Raw genomic sequence first — 17,055 nt, 5'->3', positions numbered from 1 at the left:
TGACGGCATTCAGGTCCGGTCCAGCGTCTTTATCGCCAGCGCGGCGGCGGCGGCGCGCGTTTCGACATGCAGCTTGCGGAACAGATGTTCGAGGTGCTTGTTGACCGTGCGGGGCGCCATACCGAGAATGTCGCCGATGTCGCGATTGGTTTTGCCGCGCGACACCCAGAGCAGCACTTCGGCTTCGCGCGCCGTCAGGCCGAAGCGCGCACCGAGCGCATTGCGATGGACGGTATCGTCTATTTCCTTGAGGATAACGATCCATTCGCCCGGCTCGGGCGCAGGCGTCGCGCTGGCCGAGCGGCGAACGTGCCCCGCTGCGAACTCGTGAACGGCGTCGGGTGGGCATCCGCGCGCAAGCCACTCCTCGAACCAGGCGTGCAACTGCGGTGGCAAGCTGAGGCGCGCACTGGCTTGCGTTGCCTCATCCGCCTGGTCCGCGCCGGCGGCGGAGTAGGCCGCGATCTGGCGCGCGGCCTGCGGACTTTGCCAGCGGATCGCGCCATCGGCGCCCACGATCAAGGCCGCGCGCGTATCGAGCGACAGCGCGGCGTGCGCATAGAGTTGCGCGCGCGAGCGCCGCACGTGCGCGTCAATACGCGCGCTCACTTCCTCTGGCCGCACGGGTTTCGTCACATAGTCGATGCCGCCCACGCGAAAGCCGCGCACCACGTGCTCGCTTTCGGTCAACGCCGTCATGAAGATCACGGGAAGGTGCTCGTGGCGCACGTCCTGTTTCATGCGGCTGCAGGTCTCGAAGCCGTCCATACCCGGCATCATCGCGTCGAGCAGCACGACGTCGGGTGTCACGCGCGCGAGGCATTTGAACGCGTCTTCGCCGGAGAGCGCGACCAGCACCGCGTAACCGTGCGCCTGGAGCGTGTCGGAAAGAAATGCGAGGTTGTCCGGCGTATCGTCGACGATCAATACGACAGGCCGGTCGTCAAGCCAGCCAGGCGCCGCGTTGGCGCCGCCCATGGCCTGTGCGTCACGCATCGGCGGAGCGAGGCAGTCGGTCGAGTTCATGCTCGAGTTCCCTTAGCTGAAAGCGTTCCGCCAATGCGCGCAGCACATCGATATGCTCCTGCAGCGCAGGCCACGTGGCGCGGGCCGTGTCGAGCTGCTCGATCACGCCTTGCACGTAGCCGACTTCGAGGTGCGCGCGCAGGCGTTCGAGCACCGCTGGCGGCCAGGCGGCGTTGAGCGAGGCCGCACCGGCCTGCGCGGGCGCGGGCAATGACGTATCGGATGCAATCCAGTCGAGCGCTAGCAGTTGCGCGAGTTTGTCGAGCAGCACGTTCACCTGCAGCGGCTTCACAAGATAGCCTGCGCAGCCGGTCGCGCTCGCGCGTTCGCGGTCGTCGGCGAACGCGTTGGCCGAAAGCAGCACGACAGGCGCATTCGACAACTGGTTTTCGCGGATCAGGCGGCTGGTTTCGTAGCCGTCCATGAGCGGCATGGAAATGTCCATGATGATCGCGTCGGCGCTGTGCGTGGCGAGCCAGCGCAGCGCCTCGGGGCCGCTCGCCGCCTCGGCGACGTCGAAGCCAAGCGGCGTCAGCAGTTGCACGACAATGCCGCGCTGGTCCGCGAAGTCGTCGACGACGAGAATCGCACGGCGCTCGCCCGTATAGCCGCGTATCGCCGCGAGTTCGGTGCGCGCGTCGGCGGCGCTGTCGACGGCGGGCGCAAAGAGCCGCACCACGAAGCGCGTGCCGCGTCCCACCTCGCTGTCGACTTCGAGACTGCCGCCGAGCGCCTGCGTGAGCAGCCGGCAGATCGTGAGGCCAAGGCCCGCGCCGTGGTCATGCGCGTGCGCGGCGTCGCCTCGCTCGAAGGGCAGGAACAGGCGCTCCATCTCGGCCGCGGGAATGCCGGGTCCGGTGTCGATCACTTCGAACTTGAGGGTGTCGAGCGCGTGACTCACGCGCAGCGTCACGGTGCCGGCGGAGGTGAAGCGGATGGCGTTGCCGATCAGGTTAGTGAGGATCTGGCCCATGCACTTCTGGTCGGAGCGCACCGTGGCGGGCAGACGGCCGACGGTCTGCACGTCGAAGGCCAGCGCCTTTTCGAGCGCCTGCGGGCGCAGCATCGACGTGACGTGCGCGACGAAATCGGCGAGCGGCACGCGCGCGATGTTCAGTTGCAGCTTGCCCGCTTCGATACGCGCGACGTCGAGCAGGCCGTCGACCAGCGCGAGCAGATGTTCGCCGCTGCGGTGGATCGTGCGCACCGCGTTATAACGGGTCGCCGAAAGCTCGTCTTTCGCCTGCAGCAACAATTGCGCATAGCCGAGAATGCTATTGAGCGGCGTGCGCAACTCGTGGCTCAAGCCGGTAACGTAGCGGCTCTTGGCCTGATTCGCCGATTCGGCGGCGGCCGTTGCGCGTTTGAGCGCGGCGTCGGTCTTTTGGTGTGCGTCGATTTCGAGCATCAGCAATTCGTTTTGCCGCTGCGATTCTTCCTGCGTGACGCGCCGGCTTTCGCGCTCGAGCACGAACCACCATGCCGCGATGCAGCCCACCAGAGAGAGCGAGAAAAATATCTTCAGGAAACTGCCCGCAATGGCGCCGTCGAACGACGCATCGTTGGCGGCAAGCGTCGTCACGCTCTGCGACCAGATCAGATACAGCACGCTCGCGAGCACCGCCAGCATCGCGACCACGAGGCTAGCGTAATGCGTGAGACGCAGCGCGGCGGGGCCGAGCCGAATGCGCGGAAACACGCGGTGCAGCGCGCGGTCGGCCTGCGCGGCGAAGCGCGCATGCGGTTTGCAGCGGTCGTGGCAGCGCGAGTCGAGCGAGCAGCACAGCGAACAGATGGTGCCGCCGTAAGCGGGGCAGTACGCGGTGTCGTCGGGTTCGAAGGCGTTCTCGCAAATCGCGCAGCGCAGCGAAACGGCGTCGCCCGTGGGCTGCGCGGCCCGCGCGATGTAGTAGCGCCCGCGCGTGGCGATCGCGATCGCCGGCGCACAGACGAACGCCACGCCGAACGCGATGAACGATGACATCGCTTGCGCAAGCACGCCGAGCATGCCGCTTTGCGCGAGCATCGCGACCGCTGCCGCGATCAGCATGGCCCCCACGCCCACGGGATTCACGTCGTACAGATGCGCGCGCTTGAACTCGATATAACGCGGGCTGTAGCCGAGCGGCTTGTTGATGACGAGATCGGCAAACAGGGCGCCCACCCACGCAATCGCAATGTTCGCATAGAGCGACAGCACCTTGCCGATGGCGTCGAATACGCCCATTTCCACGAGCAGCAAGGCAATCATCACGTTGAACACGAGCCAGACCACGCGGCCCGGGTGACTGTGCGTGAGCCGGGCGAAGAAGTTCGACCACGCGAGCGAGCCCGCATAGGCGTTCGTCACGTTGATCTTCAACTGCGAAACGATCACGAAGAGCGTCATCACGGGCAGCGCCCAGCTCGCGAGTCCGAGCGGATCGAGCAGCAGATGATAGGCGACGAGGTACATCTGCGTGGGCTGCGCGGCGTGCGAGGCATCGACCTCATGCTGGATCGCGACGAAGGCGAGAAACGCGCCGCCGAGCATCTTGAGCGCGCCGGGCACGATCCAGCCCGGGCCCGCCGAAAGGAGGGCCAGCCACCAGCGCGTGCGGTTGCGCGCCGTGAGCGGCGGTAAAAAACGCAAATAGTCCACCTGTTCGCCCACCTGCACGATCAGCGCGAAGACCACGGTCGAGGCCTGACCGAACGCGATCAAGCTGAACGCGCGGCCTTGCGGCGCGAAGCCCGCGAACGTCGTCCATTCGTGCACGAGGCCCGGATGACGCCACAGCACCGCCGCATAGGGCAGCGCGAACAGCACGAGCCAGAGCGGCTGCGTCCAGCTTTGCAGGCGGTTGATCAGCGTGATGCCGAACATCACGATCGGGATCACGACGAGCGAACTCAGCACATACGCGATCCCGAGCGAGATGTGGAAATAGAGCTGCAGCGCGAGCGACATGATGGCCGCTTCGAGCGCGAAAAAAATAAACGTGAAGACGGCGTAGAGCAGCGAGGTGAGCGTCGAGCCGATATAGCCGAAGCCCGCACCGCGCGTGAGCAGGTCCATGTCGACGCCATAGCGCGCCGCGTAATAGCTGATCGGCAGGCTCGTGAGCCAGATCAGCACCGAAACGGCGGCGATGGCCCAGATCGCGTTCGTAAAGCCGTAGTTGATGACGAGACTGCCCCCGATTGCCTCGAGCACGAGAAACGATACGGCGCCAATTGCCGTATTGGCCACGCGCAGTTCCGACCAGCGGCGAAACGAGCGCGGCGTGAAGCGCAGCGCGTAGTCTTCGAGCGTTTCGTCGCCGACCCAGGCGTTGTAGTCGCGTCGCACCTTGACGATGCGCTGCGTGCTGGGCGCGCCCACTGGCGGGGGACTTTGGGACATGAAGATGATCCGGATTGGTGCGAAAGCGGCAGGATCGAAGTTCATGCAAGTTACATTCCAGTGCGCCGGCGGGGAATACGTCAATCGACGTATTTCGATTGCCAATTTGGCTTTCTACATTGCGTCCAACCTCGACCCAGCCCTGACACGAAGCGCAGGGCGCCCGATAAGGAGAACGTGATGTCCGCAGACGATCGAATCGATGACGATGCCCGCATGCCGTCGCCGCTGCGCCGCAAACTGCTCGGCGGCCTCGCCGCCGCGCCGCTGATGGCGCTCGGCATGCCGCGCACCTCGTTTGCGCAAACGCCGCCCACGGCGAAGGTCAACACGACGGGCCTTGCCGTGACCGACACGACGGTGACGGTGGGCCAGCTGCATTCGGCTACCGGCACGATGGCGATCTCCGAGACCGGCTCGATTCAGGCCGAACGCCTCGCCATCGAGCAGATCAACGCCATGGGCGGCGTGCTCGGCCGCAAGATCCAGATCATTCAGGAAGACGGCGCGTCCGACTGGCCCACCTTCGCGGAGAAGTCGAAGAAGCTGCTCGAAAACGACCACGTCGCCGCCGTGTTCGGCTGCTGGACCTCGGCCTCGCGCAAGGCGGTGCTGCCGGTGTTCGAGAAGGACAACGGCCTGCTGTACTACCCGACCTTCTACGAAGGCCTCGAGCAGTCGAAGAACGTGTTCTACACGGGCCAGGAAGCCACCCAGCAGATTCTGTGGGCGCTCGACTGGGCGTCGAACACGAAGAAAGCCAAGACGTTCTTCCTGATCGGCTCGGACTATATCTGGCCGCGCACCTCGAACAAGATCGCGCGCCGCCATATCGAGCAGCATCTGCACGCGAAGGTCGTGGGCGAAGAGTATTACCCGCTCGGCACGACCGAATTCAATTCGCTAATGAACAAGATCAAGCTCGCGCGCCCCGACTGCATCTTCGCGACCGTGGTGGGCGGCTCGAACGTGGCGTTCTACAAGCAACTGAAAGCGGCCGGCATCACCCCGCAGAAGCAGTTCCTGCTCACGCTTTCAGTGACCGAAGACGAAGTGCTCGGCATTGGCGGCGACAACTTCGCGGGCTTCTATTCGTCGATGAAGTACTTCCAGTCGCTCGATAACGACAACAACAAGAAGTTCGTCGCGGCATTCAAGGCGCGCTACGGGCAAAAGGCCGTGATCGGCGACGTCACCCAGGCCGCGTATCTCGGCCCGTGGATCTGGAAGGCCGCGTGCGAGCGCGCGGGCAGCTTCGACGTGGACAAGGTCGTGGCGTCGTCGGCGGGCATCGAGGTCGGCAACGCGCCGCAGGGCTACGCCAAGGTCGACGCGAACCATCACCTGTGGAGCCGCTCGCTGATCGGCGAGGGCCAGGCGGACGGCCAGTTCAAGGTCGTCGCGCAGTCGGCGCAACCGATCCAGCCGAATCCGTTCCCGAAGGGCTACATGTAATCCGTCAACCGAAGCTGCGCGGCGCGCATCATGCGCCGCCGCGCGAGGAGCGCTCGATGTCCGCTACCGACATTTTCAACATCACGCTGATGCAGGGCTTCGCCGGTTTGAGCCTGTTCAGCGTCCTGCTTCTGATGGGGCTCGGGCTGGCTGTGATCTTCGGCCAGATGGGCGTGATCAACATGGCGCACGGCGAATTCATGACGATCGGCGCCTACACCGTCTACATGTTTTCGTGGTTCGCGCAGAACGTCTGGCATGCGTTCACGCCGGTGTACTTCTTCTTCGCGATCTTCGCGGCGTTCGGCCTGGCGTTTGCGGCGGGCTGGCTTGCCGAATGGGCGCTCATCCGGCATCTCTACCGGCGCCCGCTCGACACGCTGCTCGCCACCTGGGGCCTGAGCCTCGGCATGCAGCAGGTGTTTCGCTCGACCTTCGGGCCGAAGGAAGTGAGCCCCGCGCTGCCCGACTGGCTGATGGGTTCGTGGGAGCCGGCGCCGGGGCTCGACATTCCCGTGAGCGGCATGTTCGTCATGGGGCTCGCGCTGCTCATGACGGGTGGCTTGCTGCTCGCGCTCTATCGCTCGCGCTGGGGGCTGCGGGTGCGCGCCACGGTCGCCAACCGGCCGATGGCGAACGCGGCGGGCATCAACACGCGCCGCACCGACCGCATGACCTTCGCCATCGGCTGCGGCATCGCGGGCGTGGCGGGCGCGGCGTTCACGGCGATCGGCTCGACCGGGCCGACGAGCGGCTCGCTCTATATCGTCGATTCGTTTCTCGTCGTGACGTTTGGCGGCGCGGCGAGCCTGCTCGGTACGGTGGCCTCGGCGTTCGGCATCGCACAGATGCAGTCGATCAGCGAGTTCTTCCTCTCGGGCTCGATCGCCCGCGTGCTCACGCTGCTCACGGTTGTCGTGATCCTGATGCTGCGTCCGCAGGGCTTGTTCGCCTCGAAGGTGCGGCGCGTGTAAGGACATTAAGGGCGTTAAGGGCGTTGCCGGGTGCGCGCTCGCGCGCGCGGCTCATTCACTGTTTCACTTGTATGGAGAGATGGACATGGAACCCATCCAACCCGTAGCGGGCGGCGTCTCCCCGCGATCCGGCTCCGGCGCGGCGCCGGGCGGCTGGCGCGCGGTCGCGGCGCGGCTCGACGCGTCGGGCTACGCAGGCATCGCGATCCTCGCGGTGCTGATCGTGATCGTGTTTCCGCTCGCGCTCGACACATTCCGGCTGAACCTCATGGGCAAGTATCTGACCTATGCGTTCGTGGCCATGGGCCTCGTGATCGCGTGGGGCTACGGCGGCGTGCTGAGCCTCGGGCAGGGTGTGTTCTTCGGCCTCGGCGGCTATGCGATGGCGATGTTCCTCAAGCTCGAAGCGTCCGACCCGGCCGCGACGCGCACGCAGACCACGCCCGGCATTCCCGACTTCATGGACTGGAACCAGCTCACGGCGCTGCCCACGTGGTGGAAACCGTTTCACTCGCTGCCGTTCTCGATTCTCGCGGTGCTCGTCGTGCCGACGGCGCTCGCATTCGTGATCGGCTACGCCATGTTCAAGCGGCGCGTGGGCGGCGTGTACTTCGCGATCATCACCCAGGCCGTCGCGCTGATTCTCTCGGTGCTGATCATCGGCCAGCAAGGCTATACGGGCGGGGTGAACGGCATCACCGACCTGCGCACGCTGCTCGGCTGGGACATTCGCACCGACCACGCGAAGCTCGTGCTCTATTTTGTCAACGCGGTGCTGCTGATCGGCGCGTTGCTCGCTTGCCGCTGGGTCCAGCGCAGCAAGGCAGGCACGCTGCTGCTCGCCATGCGCGACAAGGAAGACCGCGTGCGCTTTTCCGGCTACGACGTGGCCATGTTCAAGGTGTTCGCGTTCTGTCTCGCGGCGCTGCTCTCGGCCATCGGCGGTGCGATGTTCACGTTGCAGGTGGGCTTCATGTCGCCGTCGTTCGTCGGCATCGTGCCGTCCATCGAGATGGTGATCTACGCGGCGATCGGCGGTCGCATGTCGCTCGTGGGCGCGGTGTACGGCGCGATTCTCGTCAATCTTGGCAAGAGCTGGTTCTCGGAGAGCTTTCCGAATCTCTGGCTCTATCTGATGGCGGCGATGTTCATCGGCGTGGTGATGGCGTTTCCGAACGGACTCGCAGGCCTCTACGAAGAGCATGTGCGGCCGCGCGTGCGGCGCTGGCTCGGCGTGGCGAACAAGGAGGCATGAAGCATGAGCAACACTGACTTTCTGCTCGCGATCGAAGACTTGACCGTGTCGTTCGACGGCTTCAAGGCGATCGATTCGCTGAATCTCTATCTCGAGCGCGGCGAACTGCGCGTCGTGATCGGACCGAACGGCGCGGGCAAAACCACGCTGCTCGACCTCATTTGCGGCAAGACGAAGGAAACAGCGGGCAGCATCAAGTTCCGCAACGAGGAAATCACGAAGCTCGCGGAATTCCGGCGCGTACGCAAGGGCATTGGCCGCAAGTTCCAGACGCCGTCGATCTACGAAAACCTGAGCGTCGCGCAAAACCTGGAGGTGTCGTTTCCGCGCGGGCGCAGTGTGTTCGGCGCACTCGCGTATCGCGAGGACGACGAAGTGGCCGACCGCGTGCGCGCCGTTGCCGACGAAATCGGTCTTGCCGCATTGCTCGATCTGGAGGCCGGGTTGCTTTCGCACGGCCAGAAGCAATGGCTCGAAATCGGCATGCTGCTCATGCAGGACCCCGAACTATTGATGCTCGACGAACCGATTGCGGGCATGAGCGTGCGCGAGCGCGAATTGACTGCCGAGCTGCTCGACCGCATCTGCCGCAACCGCTCGATGATCGTGATCGAGCACGACATGGCGTTCGTCGAGCGCATTGCGCACAAGGTCACGGTAATGCATCAAGGCAAGATTCTCGCGGAAGGGCCGATGGCGCAGGTGCAGGCCGATCCGCGCGTGATCGATGTCTATCTCGGCCATTGAACGACAGAACGACTGAACGGAGGACACATCATGCTGGAAGTCGACGATCTCGTCGTGAGCTACGGCCAGAGCGAAGTGCTGCACGGCATCGGCTTTTCGGTGGCCAATGGCGAAAGCGTTGCGGTGATGGGCCGCAACGGCATGGGCAAGACCACGCTTTTCAAGGCGCTTATCGGCATGCTGCCCGCCAATCGCGGCACGGTGCGCGTGGGCGGCGCCGACGTTTCGAAGGACGAGAGTTACCGGCGCGTTGCGAAGGGTATCGGCTACGTGCCGCAAGGGCGGCAGATTTTCGCTTCGCTGAGCGTCGAGGAAAACATTCAGACGGGACTCGAAAACGCGCAGAGCCAGCGCATACCCGACGACATTTACGCGCTCTTTCCCGTGCTATTCGACATGCGGCGCCGCAAGGGCGGCAATCTCTCGGGCGGCCAGCAGCAGCAACTCGCCATCGCGCGCGCGCTCGCGACCGACCCGAAAGTGCTGCTGCTCGACGAGCCGACCGAGGGCATTCAGCCGTCCGTCATCAAAGACATCGCGAAGGCGCTGAATCAGATTCGCCAGACACGGAACATCGCCATCGTCGTGTCGGAGCAGGTGCTGAGTTTCGCGCTCGACGTCGCGGACCGGCTCTTCGTGATCGAAGGCGGGCGCTTCGTGCATCAAAGCACGCGCGACGCCGGTGACACCGATCGCATACGCGAATACCTCTCCGTGTGAACGCCGAGCTTCACAACCTGACCACCTTCGAACCAAGGAGCGAACGCAATGCCTGAAACTCTCATCAAGGTCGACCTGAACCAGTCCGCCTACGAAAACGAACAGGTCCACAACCGCTGGCATCCGGATATCCCCATGGCCTGCTGGGTCAATCCCGGCGACGACTTCGTGCTCGAAACGTACGACTGGACCGGCGGCTTCATCAAGAACGACGACAGCGCCGACGACGTGCGCGACATCGACCTTTCGATCGTGCATTTTCTCTCGGGCCCGGTGGGCGTGCGCGGCGCGGAGCCGGGCGACCTGCTCGTGGTCGATCTGCTCGACATCGGCGCGAAAGCGGACAGCCAGTGGGGCTTCAACGGCTTCTTCTCGAAGTCGAACGGCGGCGGTTTTCTCACCGATCATTTCCCCGACGCGCAAAAGTCGATCTGGGATTTCCATGGCGTGTATACGAGTTCGCGCCATATTCCGGGCGTGAATTTCGCGGGCCTGATTCATCCGGGGCTCATCGGCTGCCTGCCCGACCCGAAGCTGCTCGAAACGTGGAACGCGCGCGAAACCGGTTTGATCGCGACGGCGCCCGAGCGCGTGCCGCCGCTGGCGAATCCGCCGTTCGCGGCCACGGCGCACATGGGCAAGCTGGCAGGCGAGGCGCGCGACAAGGCCGCCGCCGAAGGCGCGCGCACCGTGCCGCCGCGCGAGCATGGCGGCAATTGCGACATCAAGGACCTGTCGCGCGGCTCGAAGGTGTTTTTCCCGGTCTACGTGGATGGCGCGGGCCTCTCTGTCGGCGACCTGCACTTTAGCCAGGGCGACGGCGAGATCACGTTCTGCGGCGCGATCGAAATGGCTGGCTGGGTGCACATGCGCGTGAATATCATCAAGGGCGGCATGGCGAAATACGGCATTCGCAATCCTGTGTTCCAGCCGAGTCCGATCACGCCGACGTACAACGATTATCTGATCTTCGAAGGCATTTCCGTCGACGAGCAGGGTAGCCAGCACTATCTCGATGTGACCGTTGCGTACCGCCAGGCGTGCCTGAACGCCATCGAGTATTTGAAGAAGTTCGGCTACTCGGGCGCGCAGGCGTATTCACTGCTTGGTTGCGCGCCGGTGCAAGGGCATATCAGCGGTGTCGTCGATATTCCGAACGCGTGCGCGACGTTGTGGCTGCCCACGCAGATCTTCGACTTCGACATTCGACCCAATGCCGATGGCCCGATCCAGCACATCAAGGGCGGCGTCGATCTGCCGTGCTCGCCCGATCTCGCGAAAGCGTAATCGATCGTCACATCGTCACACGAGGAACCCGTCATGCCGATCTACGACTTCGAATGCGCGAGCTGCGGTCCGTTCGCCGTCATGCGCCGCATTGCCGACCGCGAAAAGCCGTGCCGTTGTCCTGATTGCGGCGGCGAAGGATCGCGCGTGATCAGCGCGCCTGCGCTCGCGTTGATGGCAGGCACGCGCCGCCATGCGCACGCGACGAACGAACGCGCCGTGCATGCGCCGCGTCAGTCCGGCGACGGGCCGCCGCTGCGCCATCGCCCCGGTTGCAGCTGCTGCTCGGGCGGCGGCGCGAAGCTCGCGGGCGCGCCGTCCGAAGGCCTCAAGCGCCCGGCGGGGCGGCCGTGGATGATCAGCCATTGAACCGACTTATCAGGAGAGCAAACTATGCGACATGGTGATATTTCGAGCAGCCGCGACTGCGTGGGCGTCGCGGTCGTCAACTACAAGATGCCGCGACTGCACACGAAGGCCGAGGTGCTCGAAAACGCGCGGAACATTGCCGAGATGGTGGTCGGCATGAAGCAGGGCTTGCCGGGCATGGACCTCGTGGTCTTCCCCGAGTATTCGACGCACGGAATCATGTACGACCGGCAGGAGATGTTCGATACGGCGTCCACGGTGCCTGGCGAGGAAACCGACATCTTTGCCGCCGCGTGCCGCAAGGCCAACGTGTGGGGCGTGTTTTCGCTGACCGGCGAGCGCCACGAGGAACATCCGCATAAGGTGCCGTACAACACACTCGTGCTGATCGACAATCGCGGCGAGATCGTGCAGAAGTATCGCAAGATCATGCCGTGGACGCCGATCGAAGGCTGGTATCCCGGTGATCGCACCTACGTGACGGAAGGGCCGAAGGGCCTCAAGATCAGCCTCATTATCTGCGACGACGGCAACTATCCGGAGATCTGGCGCGACTGCGCCATGAGCGGCGCGGAGCTGATCGTGCGCTGCCAGGGCTACATGTACCCGGCCAAGGAGCAGCAGGTCATGGTCGCGAAAGCCATGGCGTGGATGAACAACACGTATGTGGCCGTGGCGAATGCCACGGGCTGGGACGGCGTGTATTCGTACTTCGGCCATTCGGCGATCGTCGGCTTCGACGGGCGCACGCTCGGCGAATGCGGCGAGGAAGAGATGGGCGTGCAGTACGCCGAGCTTTCGCTAAGCATGATTCGCGACGCGCGACGCAACATGCAGTCGCAGAATCATCTGTACAAGCTGCTGCATCGCGGCTACACAGGCACGCTCAATTCGGGCGACGGCGCCAACGGCGTGGCCGCGTGTCCGTTCGGCTTCTACCGGAACTGGGTAGCGGACCCCGAAGGCACGCGGCGCGCGGTGGAAGCGCTCACGCGTACGACGCCGGGCACCGCCGAGTGTCCGATAGAAGGCATTCCACACGGCGATCTGGACGAACGTCACTGAATGAAGCGCCGCAACTCCACCGTCGACGGACTGCCGAAAATTTCCTCGGGCGGTCCGCTTTCCCATACGCGGCCTTCGTGCATGAACACCACGGTGTCGCTCACGGCGCGCGCGAAGCGCATTTCGTGCGTGACCATGATGAGCGTCATGTCCTCGCGCGCGAGGCTTTCCACCACGCCCAACACCTCGCCTACGAGTTCGGGGTCGAGCGCGGATGTGATTTCGTCGCAGAGCAGCACGCTCGGCTTCATGGCGAGCGCGCGCGCAATGGCGACGCGCTGTTGCTGCCCGCCGGAGAGTTGATCGGGATAAGCGTCGAATTTACCGCCCAGGCCCACGCGCTCGAGCATCTCCTGTGCGATGACCCGGGCCTCCTTGCGAGGTGTTTTCTTGACGACCGTTTGCGCAAGCATCACGTTTTCGCAAGCGGTGAGATGCGGAAACAGGTTGTATTGCTGAAAGACCATGCCGACTTTCAGCCGCAGCGCGCGCAGGTCCGCGTGGCGTGCATCGACGTGTTCGCCGTCGATCTCGATCGAGCCCGCGTCGATGCTTTCGAGTCCGTTCAGCGCCCGCAGCAAGGTGCTCTTGCCGGAGCCGCTGCGCCCGATGATGCTGACCACCTGGCCGCGTTCGACAGTGAGGTCGATTCCCTTCAGTACAGGGTGGGCGCCGAACTGCTTTTCGACGCCTTCGGTCTTAACGAGCGGCATGCCATTTCCTTTGCAGCACCCGCGCATACCGCGTAAGCGGATAGCACAGGGCGAAATAGATCAGCGCGACGAGGCCGTAGACCAGAAACGGCCGAAACGTCGCGTTCGAAATTTGTGTGCCGGCCTTCGTGAGTTCGGCAAAGCCAATGATCGACACGAGCGCCGTGTCCTTGATCGCCTGCACGCCGAAACCCACGGTCGGGCCGATGGCGATGCGCGCGGCTTGCGGCAGGATCACATGGCGCAATTGCTCGAAATAGTTCATGGCGAGACTGGCCGACGCCTCCCACTGGCCCTTCGGCACCGCCTCCACGCAGCCGCGCCAGATTTCGGCGAGATACGCGCTCGTGAAGAACGTGAGGCCGAGCGTGGCCGCCATCCACGCCGAGACGTCGATGCCGAGCAGCGGCAACCCGAAGTAGACGATAAAGAGCTGCAGCAGCAACGGTGTGCCCTGGAACACCTCGATGTAAATGCGCACGAGCGAGCGCAGCACGCGTGAGTTCGACACGCGCATAACGAGCAGCAGCAAACCGACCACGCCGCCGGTCACGAATGAAACCAGCGAGAGCAGAACGGTCCAGCGCGCGGCCAGCAGCAAACCTTCGACGATCTGCGCGAATGTGAATTCGATCATCGCGCGCCTCGCAGGTTGCGCGTGAACAGTCGCCGGCCGGCGGCGGTGAGGGCGGCGCGCAAGAGGAGCGCCATCACGAGATAGATCCCGGCGATGAGGAAATACGTTTCGAACGCGCGGAAATTGCGCGATTGCACGTAACCCGCCGCATACGTGAGATCCGCGACCGAGATCTGCGAGACGACGGCCGAGCCGAGCATCGTGATGACGATCTGGCTCGCCAGCGCGGGAAACACCTTCGCGAATGCTTGCGGAAGCAGCACGTGCACGAAGGTTTCGCGGCTCGACATCGCGAGCGCCGCGGCGGCCTCGCGATGTCCGCGCGGCACCGCGTCGATGCCGGCACGCAGGATCTCGACGGAATATGCACCGAGGTTCAGCGTCATCGCGAGCACGGCCGCCGTGTATTCCCCGATGTGCACGCCGAGCGCGGGCAGCCCGAAGAACACGAAGAAAAGCTGCACGAGAAACGGCGTGTTGCGAATGGCCTCCACATAGGCGTGCACGACCGTGCGCGGCGCCGTGCGGTGGCTCTGGTAGACGGCCGCGCCCGCGACGCCCAGGCTGATGCCGAGCAGCGTCGAGGCCGCCGTGAGCGCGAGCGTGACGGACGCACCGCTCGCGAACATACCGGCGTAGCCCGCGAGGTCGCCGAACTGAAGCTGATAGCTCATGAAAATATGACGGGTGTGCAGAGGTGAAAGCGCCCGCCGCGCATGGCGGCGGCGCAAGGCGTCAAAGATTGGCGGGCAAGGGCTGGCCAAACCACTTCTTCGACATCGCCTGGAGCGAGCCGTCCTTCTTCGCCTCCTCGATCGCCGCGTTGACCTTGGTGAGCAGTTGCGGCTCGTTCTTGTTGAGGCCCACGAAGCACGGCGAGTCCTTGATGACGAACTTCATCTGCGGTTCGCGCGGCGGGTGTTTCGCGAGGATCGTCGCGGCGACGATATTGCCCGCCGCGATCAGCTGCACCTGGCCGGAGAGAAACGCCTGGATGGTCGCGTTGTTGTCGTCGAAGCGACGGATGGTGGCGTTCGGCGCCATGTTGGTGAGCGCGACTTCTTCTAGTGCGCCGCGCGTCGCGCCAACGGTCTTGCCGGTGAGGTCCGCAGGTCCCGCCACCTTGATATCGGCCGGTCCGAACACGCCCTGGAAGTAGGGGGCATAGGGCTGCGAAAAATCGATGACCTTTTCGCGGTCCGGCGTTTTGCCGAGCGAGGAGATCACAAGGTCGACCTTGTCGGTCTGCAGGTAGGGAATCCGGTTTGCGCTATTGACCGGCACGAGCTGCAACTTGACCTTCATCGACTTCGCGAGCAGTGCAGCCATGTCGATGTCGTAGCCTTGCGGCTGCATGTCCGGGCCGACCGCGCCAAACGGCGGATAGTCCTCGGGAACAGCCACGCGCAGCACGCCGCGCTTGGCGATGGCGTCGAGTGCGTCGGCGTTGGCGGCCTGAGCTGTGAAGAAGGTCAGTGCGGGCACGGCCAGCAGCGCGGCGAGCCAGCGGCGGCGTTGGAGCGAATTGGGCTTGTGTTGCATCCTGGGATTTCCGAAGAGATGGGTCGCCCGCATTCTCAAGAGCGAGCGTGCCGTGGCTAAAGCAAGGAGCGCGCCAATGCCCGCGTGCTCAGCCTGTGAAGCCGTAGCACATGAAAAGACCGGGTGATTTGTCGTGGGATGCCGGGTGGAATTCACCAGATCGGTGCGCCGGCAAGGTTCGGTAAGCGCGGGGGAACTCGCTGTAGTTCCACCTCGCCGCGCTAACCGGCAGGTCCGCGTTCCGGCGTTCAGGTTTGCCTGTCCGGCATGGTCTGGACGATCAGCGCATAGAGATCGTCGAGATTGTCTTCGATCTCGAGACTCTCGAAGGGATCGCGATTCGCGCCGAATGCCTCGTCGATCTCCACCCAGTCGGCCACGGTCAGATAGCGCCGCGCGCCAGGCAGGATCACCGTCTCTTCAAGATGCTGGTGTTGAGCGTAGAAGTCGGCATAGGCGCTCACCTCGCCGCGCAGCGCAGGCAACGCGCCCGCACCCTCCAGTTCGTACCGTGTGAGTGAGCGCTCGATGGCGTGGATGTACTGCTCGCCTTCCTCGTGCTGACGCCCGAGTTCGTCGATTGCGGCATCGAGTTCGTCGGTGCGCCCGCGTAGCCGCGCGAACAGATATCGCTCCTCCTTCGGGTGATGAATCTGCTCGGGAAATTCGCGTATGTAATAGAGCATCGCGCGCATGAGCATGGCGCCGGATGAACTGGCATCGGACGCCATGCGCTCGGTCACGCGCAGCATGCCGTTGACGACGCTCGTCAGGCGTCGGTGTTCGCTCAGGATCACCTGTATCGCGCTGCGTCGGGTGGCAGGTTCCATGTCGGGCTCCGTAACAGGCTCGGCCAACCGGGTAGGAATACGCACTCGAGCGCGCGCCAGGTCGGCGCCGCGTGGTCGGCCGCAACGCATTCACTATGGAACTGGCGGCGCGGGAAGTATTGATCCTGGTCAATCTGTGCGGATCGTCCGCGCCATGCTGAAGGGGACTGGCGGCTCACGCAAGCAGGGCAATCCGCATATCTTTGATGTGTGTCAATCAGACGATCGCGGGCGCGCGCACGATCTCTGCGTAGCGGTTTTTGAGAGGAGCCACCGCCATGCAGAAACACCTGATCGTGGTCGCGCATCCGGTGGAAGACAGCTTCACCATGAGCGTGACGCGCGCCTACCTTGGAGAGCTGGTCCGCATGGGCCATGACGTGCGCGTGCATGACCTGTATCGCATGGGGTTCGATCCCGTGCTGTCCGCGCAGGAATTAACCGAGCAAAGCGACGCGCACATTCGGATGGCCGACGTCGTGATCGCGCAGAAAGACGTGCTCGCGGCGGATGTCGTGACCGTCATCTATCCGCTCTGGTGGATGGCGATGCCCGCCATGATGAAAGGCTATGTCGACCGGGTATTCAGCCGCGGCTTCGCGTACGAGACGCAGCCGGACGGCGTGCACGGCATGCTGGCGGGTCGCCGTGCCGTCGTGGTAACCGTTTCGGCGGCGCCGCTGGCCTCGTTCGTGGAGGACGGCCGTTGGCAGGCGATGCAACTGCTGCAGGACACACACGTTTTCCGCGCATCGGGTTTCAATCTGATCGGGCACCTGCATTTCGACGAGATCGGCCCGGCGATGGCTGCCCCTACGGCCTCCGCCAACCTCGCGCGAGTGCGTGATTTTGTACGCGGTCACTTCGCATCGGTGCCCGCGACGTGAACCCTGGGCGGAACAGATTCGCGGCGGGTCGATCAGGCCATCCTGCGAGCTACGCGGCCAGGGCGTGGTTCCAAACATCCTTGGAGGGAACATGAAAGCACTGGTCTACAACGGTCCGGGCAAATTTGCGGTCGAATCGCGGCCGATGCCCGCCTTGCAGGGT

Annotated in this window: 16 protein-coding genes; 9 read left to right on the top strand and 7 right to left on the bottom strand. The window is 64.2% G+C overall.

Annotated features, from left to right (window positions below; translation table 11 throughout):
- Positions 1 to 9 precede the first annotated feature (9 nt).
- Together U5A65_RS39925 and U5A65_RS39920 are read right to left on the bottom strand one after the other, a co-directional pair.
- Positions 10 to 978, bottom strand: a complete 969-nt coding sequence (locus U5A65_RS39925) for a response regulator transcription factor (protein ID WP_321949611.1) — start codon at positions 976 to 978, stop codon at positions 10 to 12.
- Between the two features lie 10 nt (positions 979 to 988).
- The gene (locus U5A65_RS39920; RefSeq protein ID WP_321940295.1) at positions 989 to 4,411 is read right to left on the bottom strand and encodes an ATP-binding protein; all 3,423 of its coding nucleotides are present in this window, start codon (positions 4,409 to 4,411) and stop codon (positions 989 to 991) included.
- Between the two features lie 180 nt (positions 4,412 to 4,591).
- On the opposite strand from U5A65_RS39920, the gene urtA reads away from it, so the two are divergent.
- The 8 genes from urtA to U5A65_RS39880 all read left to right on the top strand — a co-directional run bounded on the left by urtA (position 4,592) and on the right by U5A65_RS39880 (position 12,283).
- The gene (urtA, locus tag U5A65_RS39915; RefSeq protein ID WP_321917720.1) at positions 4,592 to 5,866 is read left to right on the top strand and encodes an urea ABC transporter substrate-binding protein; all 1,275 of its coding nucleotides are present in this window, start codon (positions 4,592 to 4,594) and stop codon (positions 5,864 to 5,866) included.
- 56 nt (positions 5,867 to 5,922) lie between these two features.
- Positions 5,923 to 6,840 (top strand): urea ABC transporter permease subunit UrtB, encoded by a 918-nt coding sequence (urtB, locus tag U5A65_RS39910; RefSeq protein ID WP_321917722.1) that lies wholly within the window; start codon positions 5,923 to 5,925, stop codon positions 6,838 to 6,840.
- 85 nt (positions 6,841 to 6,925) lie between these two features.
- Positions 6,926 to 8,095, top strand: a complete 1,170-nt coding sequence (gene urtC / locus U5A65_RS39905) for an urea ABC transporter permease subunit UrtC (RefSeq protein WP_321917723.1) — start codon at positions 6,926 to 6,928, stop codon at positions 8,093 to 8,095.
- Positions 8,096 to 8,098: 3 nt separating this feature from the next.
- Positions 8,099 to 8,842 (top strand): urea ABC transporter ATP-binding protein UrtD, encoded by a 744-nt coding sequence (gene urtD, locus U5A65_RS39900; RefSeq protein WP_321917725.1) that lies wholly within the window; start codon positions 8,099 to 8,101, stop codon positions 8,840 to 8,842.
- A 30-nt stretch (positions 8,843 to 8,872) separates the two neighbouring features.
- Positions 8,873 to 9,562, top strand: a complete 690-nt coding sequence (gene urtE, locus U5A65_RS39895; protein WP_110386303.1) for an urea ABC transporter ATP-binding subunit UrtE — start codon at positions 8,873 to 8,875, stop codon at positions 9,560 to 9,562.
- 48 nt (positions 9,563 to 9,610) lie between these two features.
- Positions 9,611 to 10,849, top strand: coding sequence for a formamidase (gene fmdA / locus U5A65_RS39890; RefSeq protein ID WP_321949602.1), 1,239 nt, complete (start codon positions 9,611 to 9,613; stop codon positions 10,847 to 10,849).
- 33 nt (positions 10,850 to 10,882) lie between these two features.
- A complete protein-coding gene (locus U5A65_RS39885) occupies positions 10,883 to 11,218 on the top strand; it encodes a zinc ribbon domain-containing protein (RefSeq protein WP_321949601.1) in 336 nt (111 codons plus the stop codon).
- Between the two features lie 24 nt (positions 11,219 to 11,242).
- Complete coding sequence (locus U5A65_RS39880; RefSeq protein WP_321949599.1) at positions 11,243 to 12,283, top strand: aliphatic amidase; 1,041 nt, start codon at positions 11,243 to 11,245, stop codon at positions 12,281 to 12,283.
- Here the strand turns inward: U5A65_RS39880 and U5A65_RS39875 are convergent.
- The 5 genes from U5A65_RS39875 to U5A65_RS39855 form a co-directional block, all read right to left on the bottom strand.
- A complete protein-coding gene (locus tag U5A65_RS39875; RefSeq protein WP_321917732.1) occupies positions 12,277 to 12,996 on the bottom strand; it encodes an amino acid ABC transporter ATP-binding protein in 720 nt (239 codons plus the stop codon). The two genes, U5A65_RS39880 and U5A65_RS39875, sit on opposite strands and share 7 nt — an antisense overlap.
- The gene (locus U5A65_RS39870; RefSeq protein ID WP_321940303.1) at positions 12,983 to 13,633 is read right to left on the bottom strand and encodes an amino acid ABC transporter permease; all 651 of its coding nucleotides are present in this window, start codon (positions 13,631 to 13,633) and stop codon (positions 12,983 to 12,985) included. The genes U5A65_RS39875 and U5A65_RS39870 overlap by 14 nt, the downstream gene beginning before the upstream one ends.
- The gene (locus U5A65_RS39865; RefSeq protein WP_321917736.1) at positions 13,630 to 14,307 is read right to left on the bottom strand and encodes an amino acid ABC transporter permease; all 678 of its coding nucleotides are present in this window, start codon (positions 14,305 to 14,307) and stop codon (positions 13,630 to 13,632) included. Before U5A65_RS39865 ends, U5A65_RS39870 begins: the two co-directional genes overlap by 4 nt.
- Before the next feature lie 61 nt (positions 14,308 to 14,368).
- Positions 14,369 to 15,175: a transporter substrate-binding domain-containing protein gene (locus tag U5A65_RS39860; protein ID WP_321940305.1), complete on the bottom strand. Its 807-nt coding sequence runs from the start codon at positions 15,173 to 15,175 to the stop codon at positions 14,369 to 14,371.
- Between the two features lie 248 nt (positions 15,176 to 15,423).
- Positions 15,424 to 16,005 carry a hemerythrin domain-containing protein gene (locus U5A65_RS39855; RefSeq protein WP_321917739.1) on the bottom strand — a complete coding sequence of 194 codons (582 nt, stop codon included), beginning with the start codon at positions 16,003 to 16,005 and terminating at the stop codon, positions 15,424 to 15,426.
- Between the two features lie 296 nt (positions 16,006 to 16,301).
- Between U5A65_RS39855 and U5A65_RS39850 the strand changes: the two genes are divergently transcribed.
- A complete protein-coding gene (locus U5A65_RS39850; protein WP_321949598.1) occupies positions 16,302 to 16,892 on the top strand; it encodes an NAD(P)H-dependent oxidoreductase in 591 nt (196 codons plus the stop codon).
- Positions 16,893 to 17,055: the final 163 nt, after the last annotated feature.

The organism is Paraburkholderia sp. J10-1 (assembly GCF_905220165.1).
Lineage (GTDB): Bacteria > Pseudomonadota > Gammaproteobacteria > Burkholderiales > Burkholderiaceae > Paraburkholderia.
This window is presented reverse-complemented; position numbering and strand designations above follow the sequence as displayed.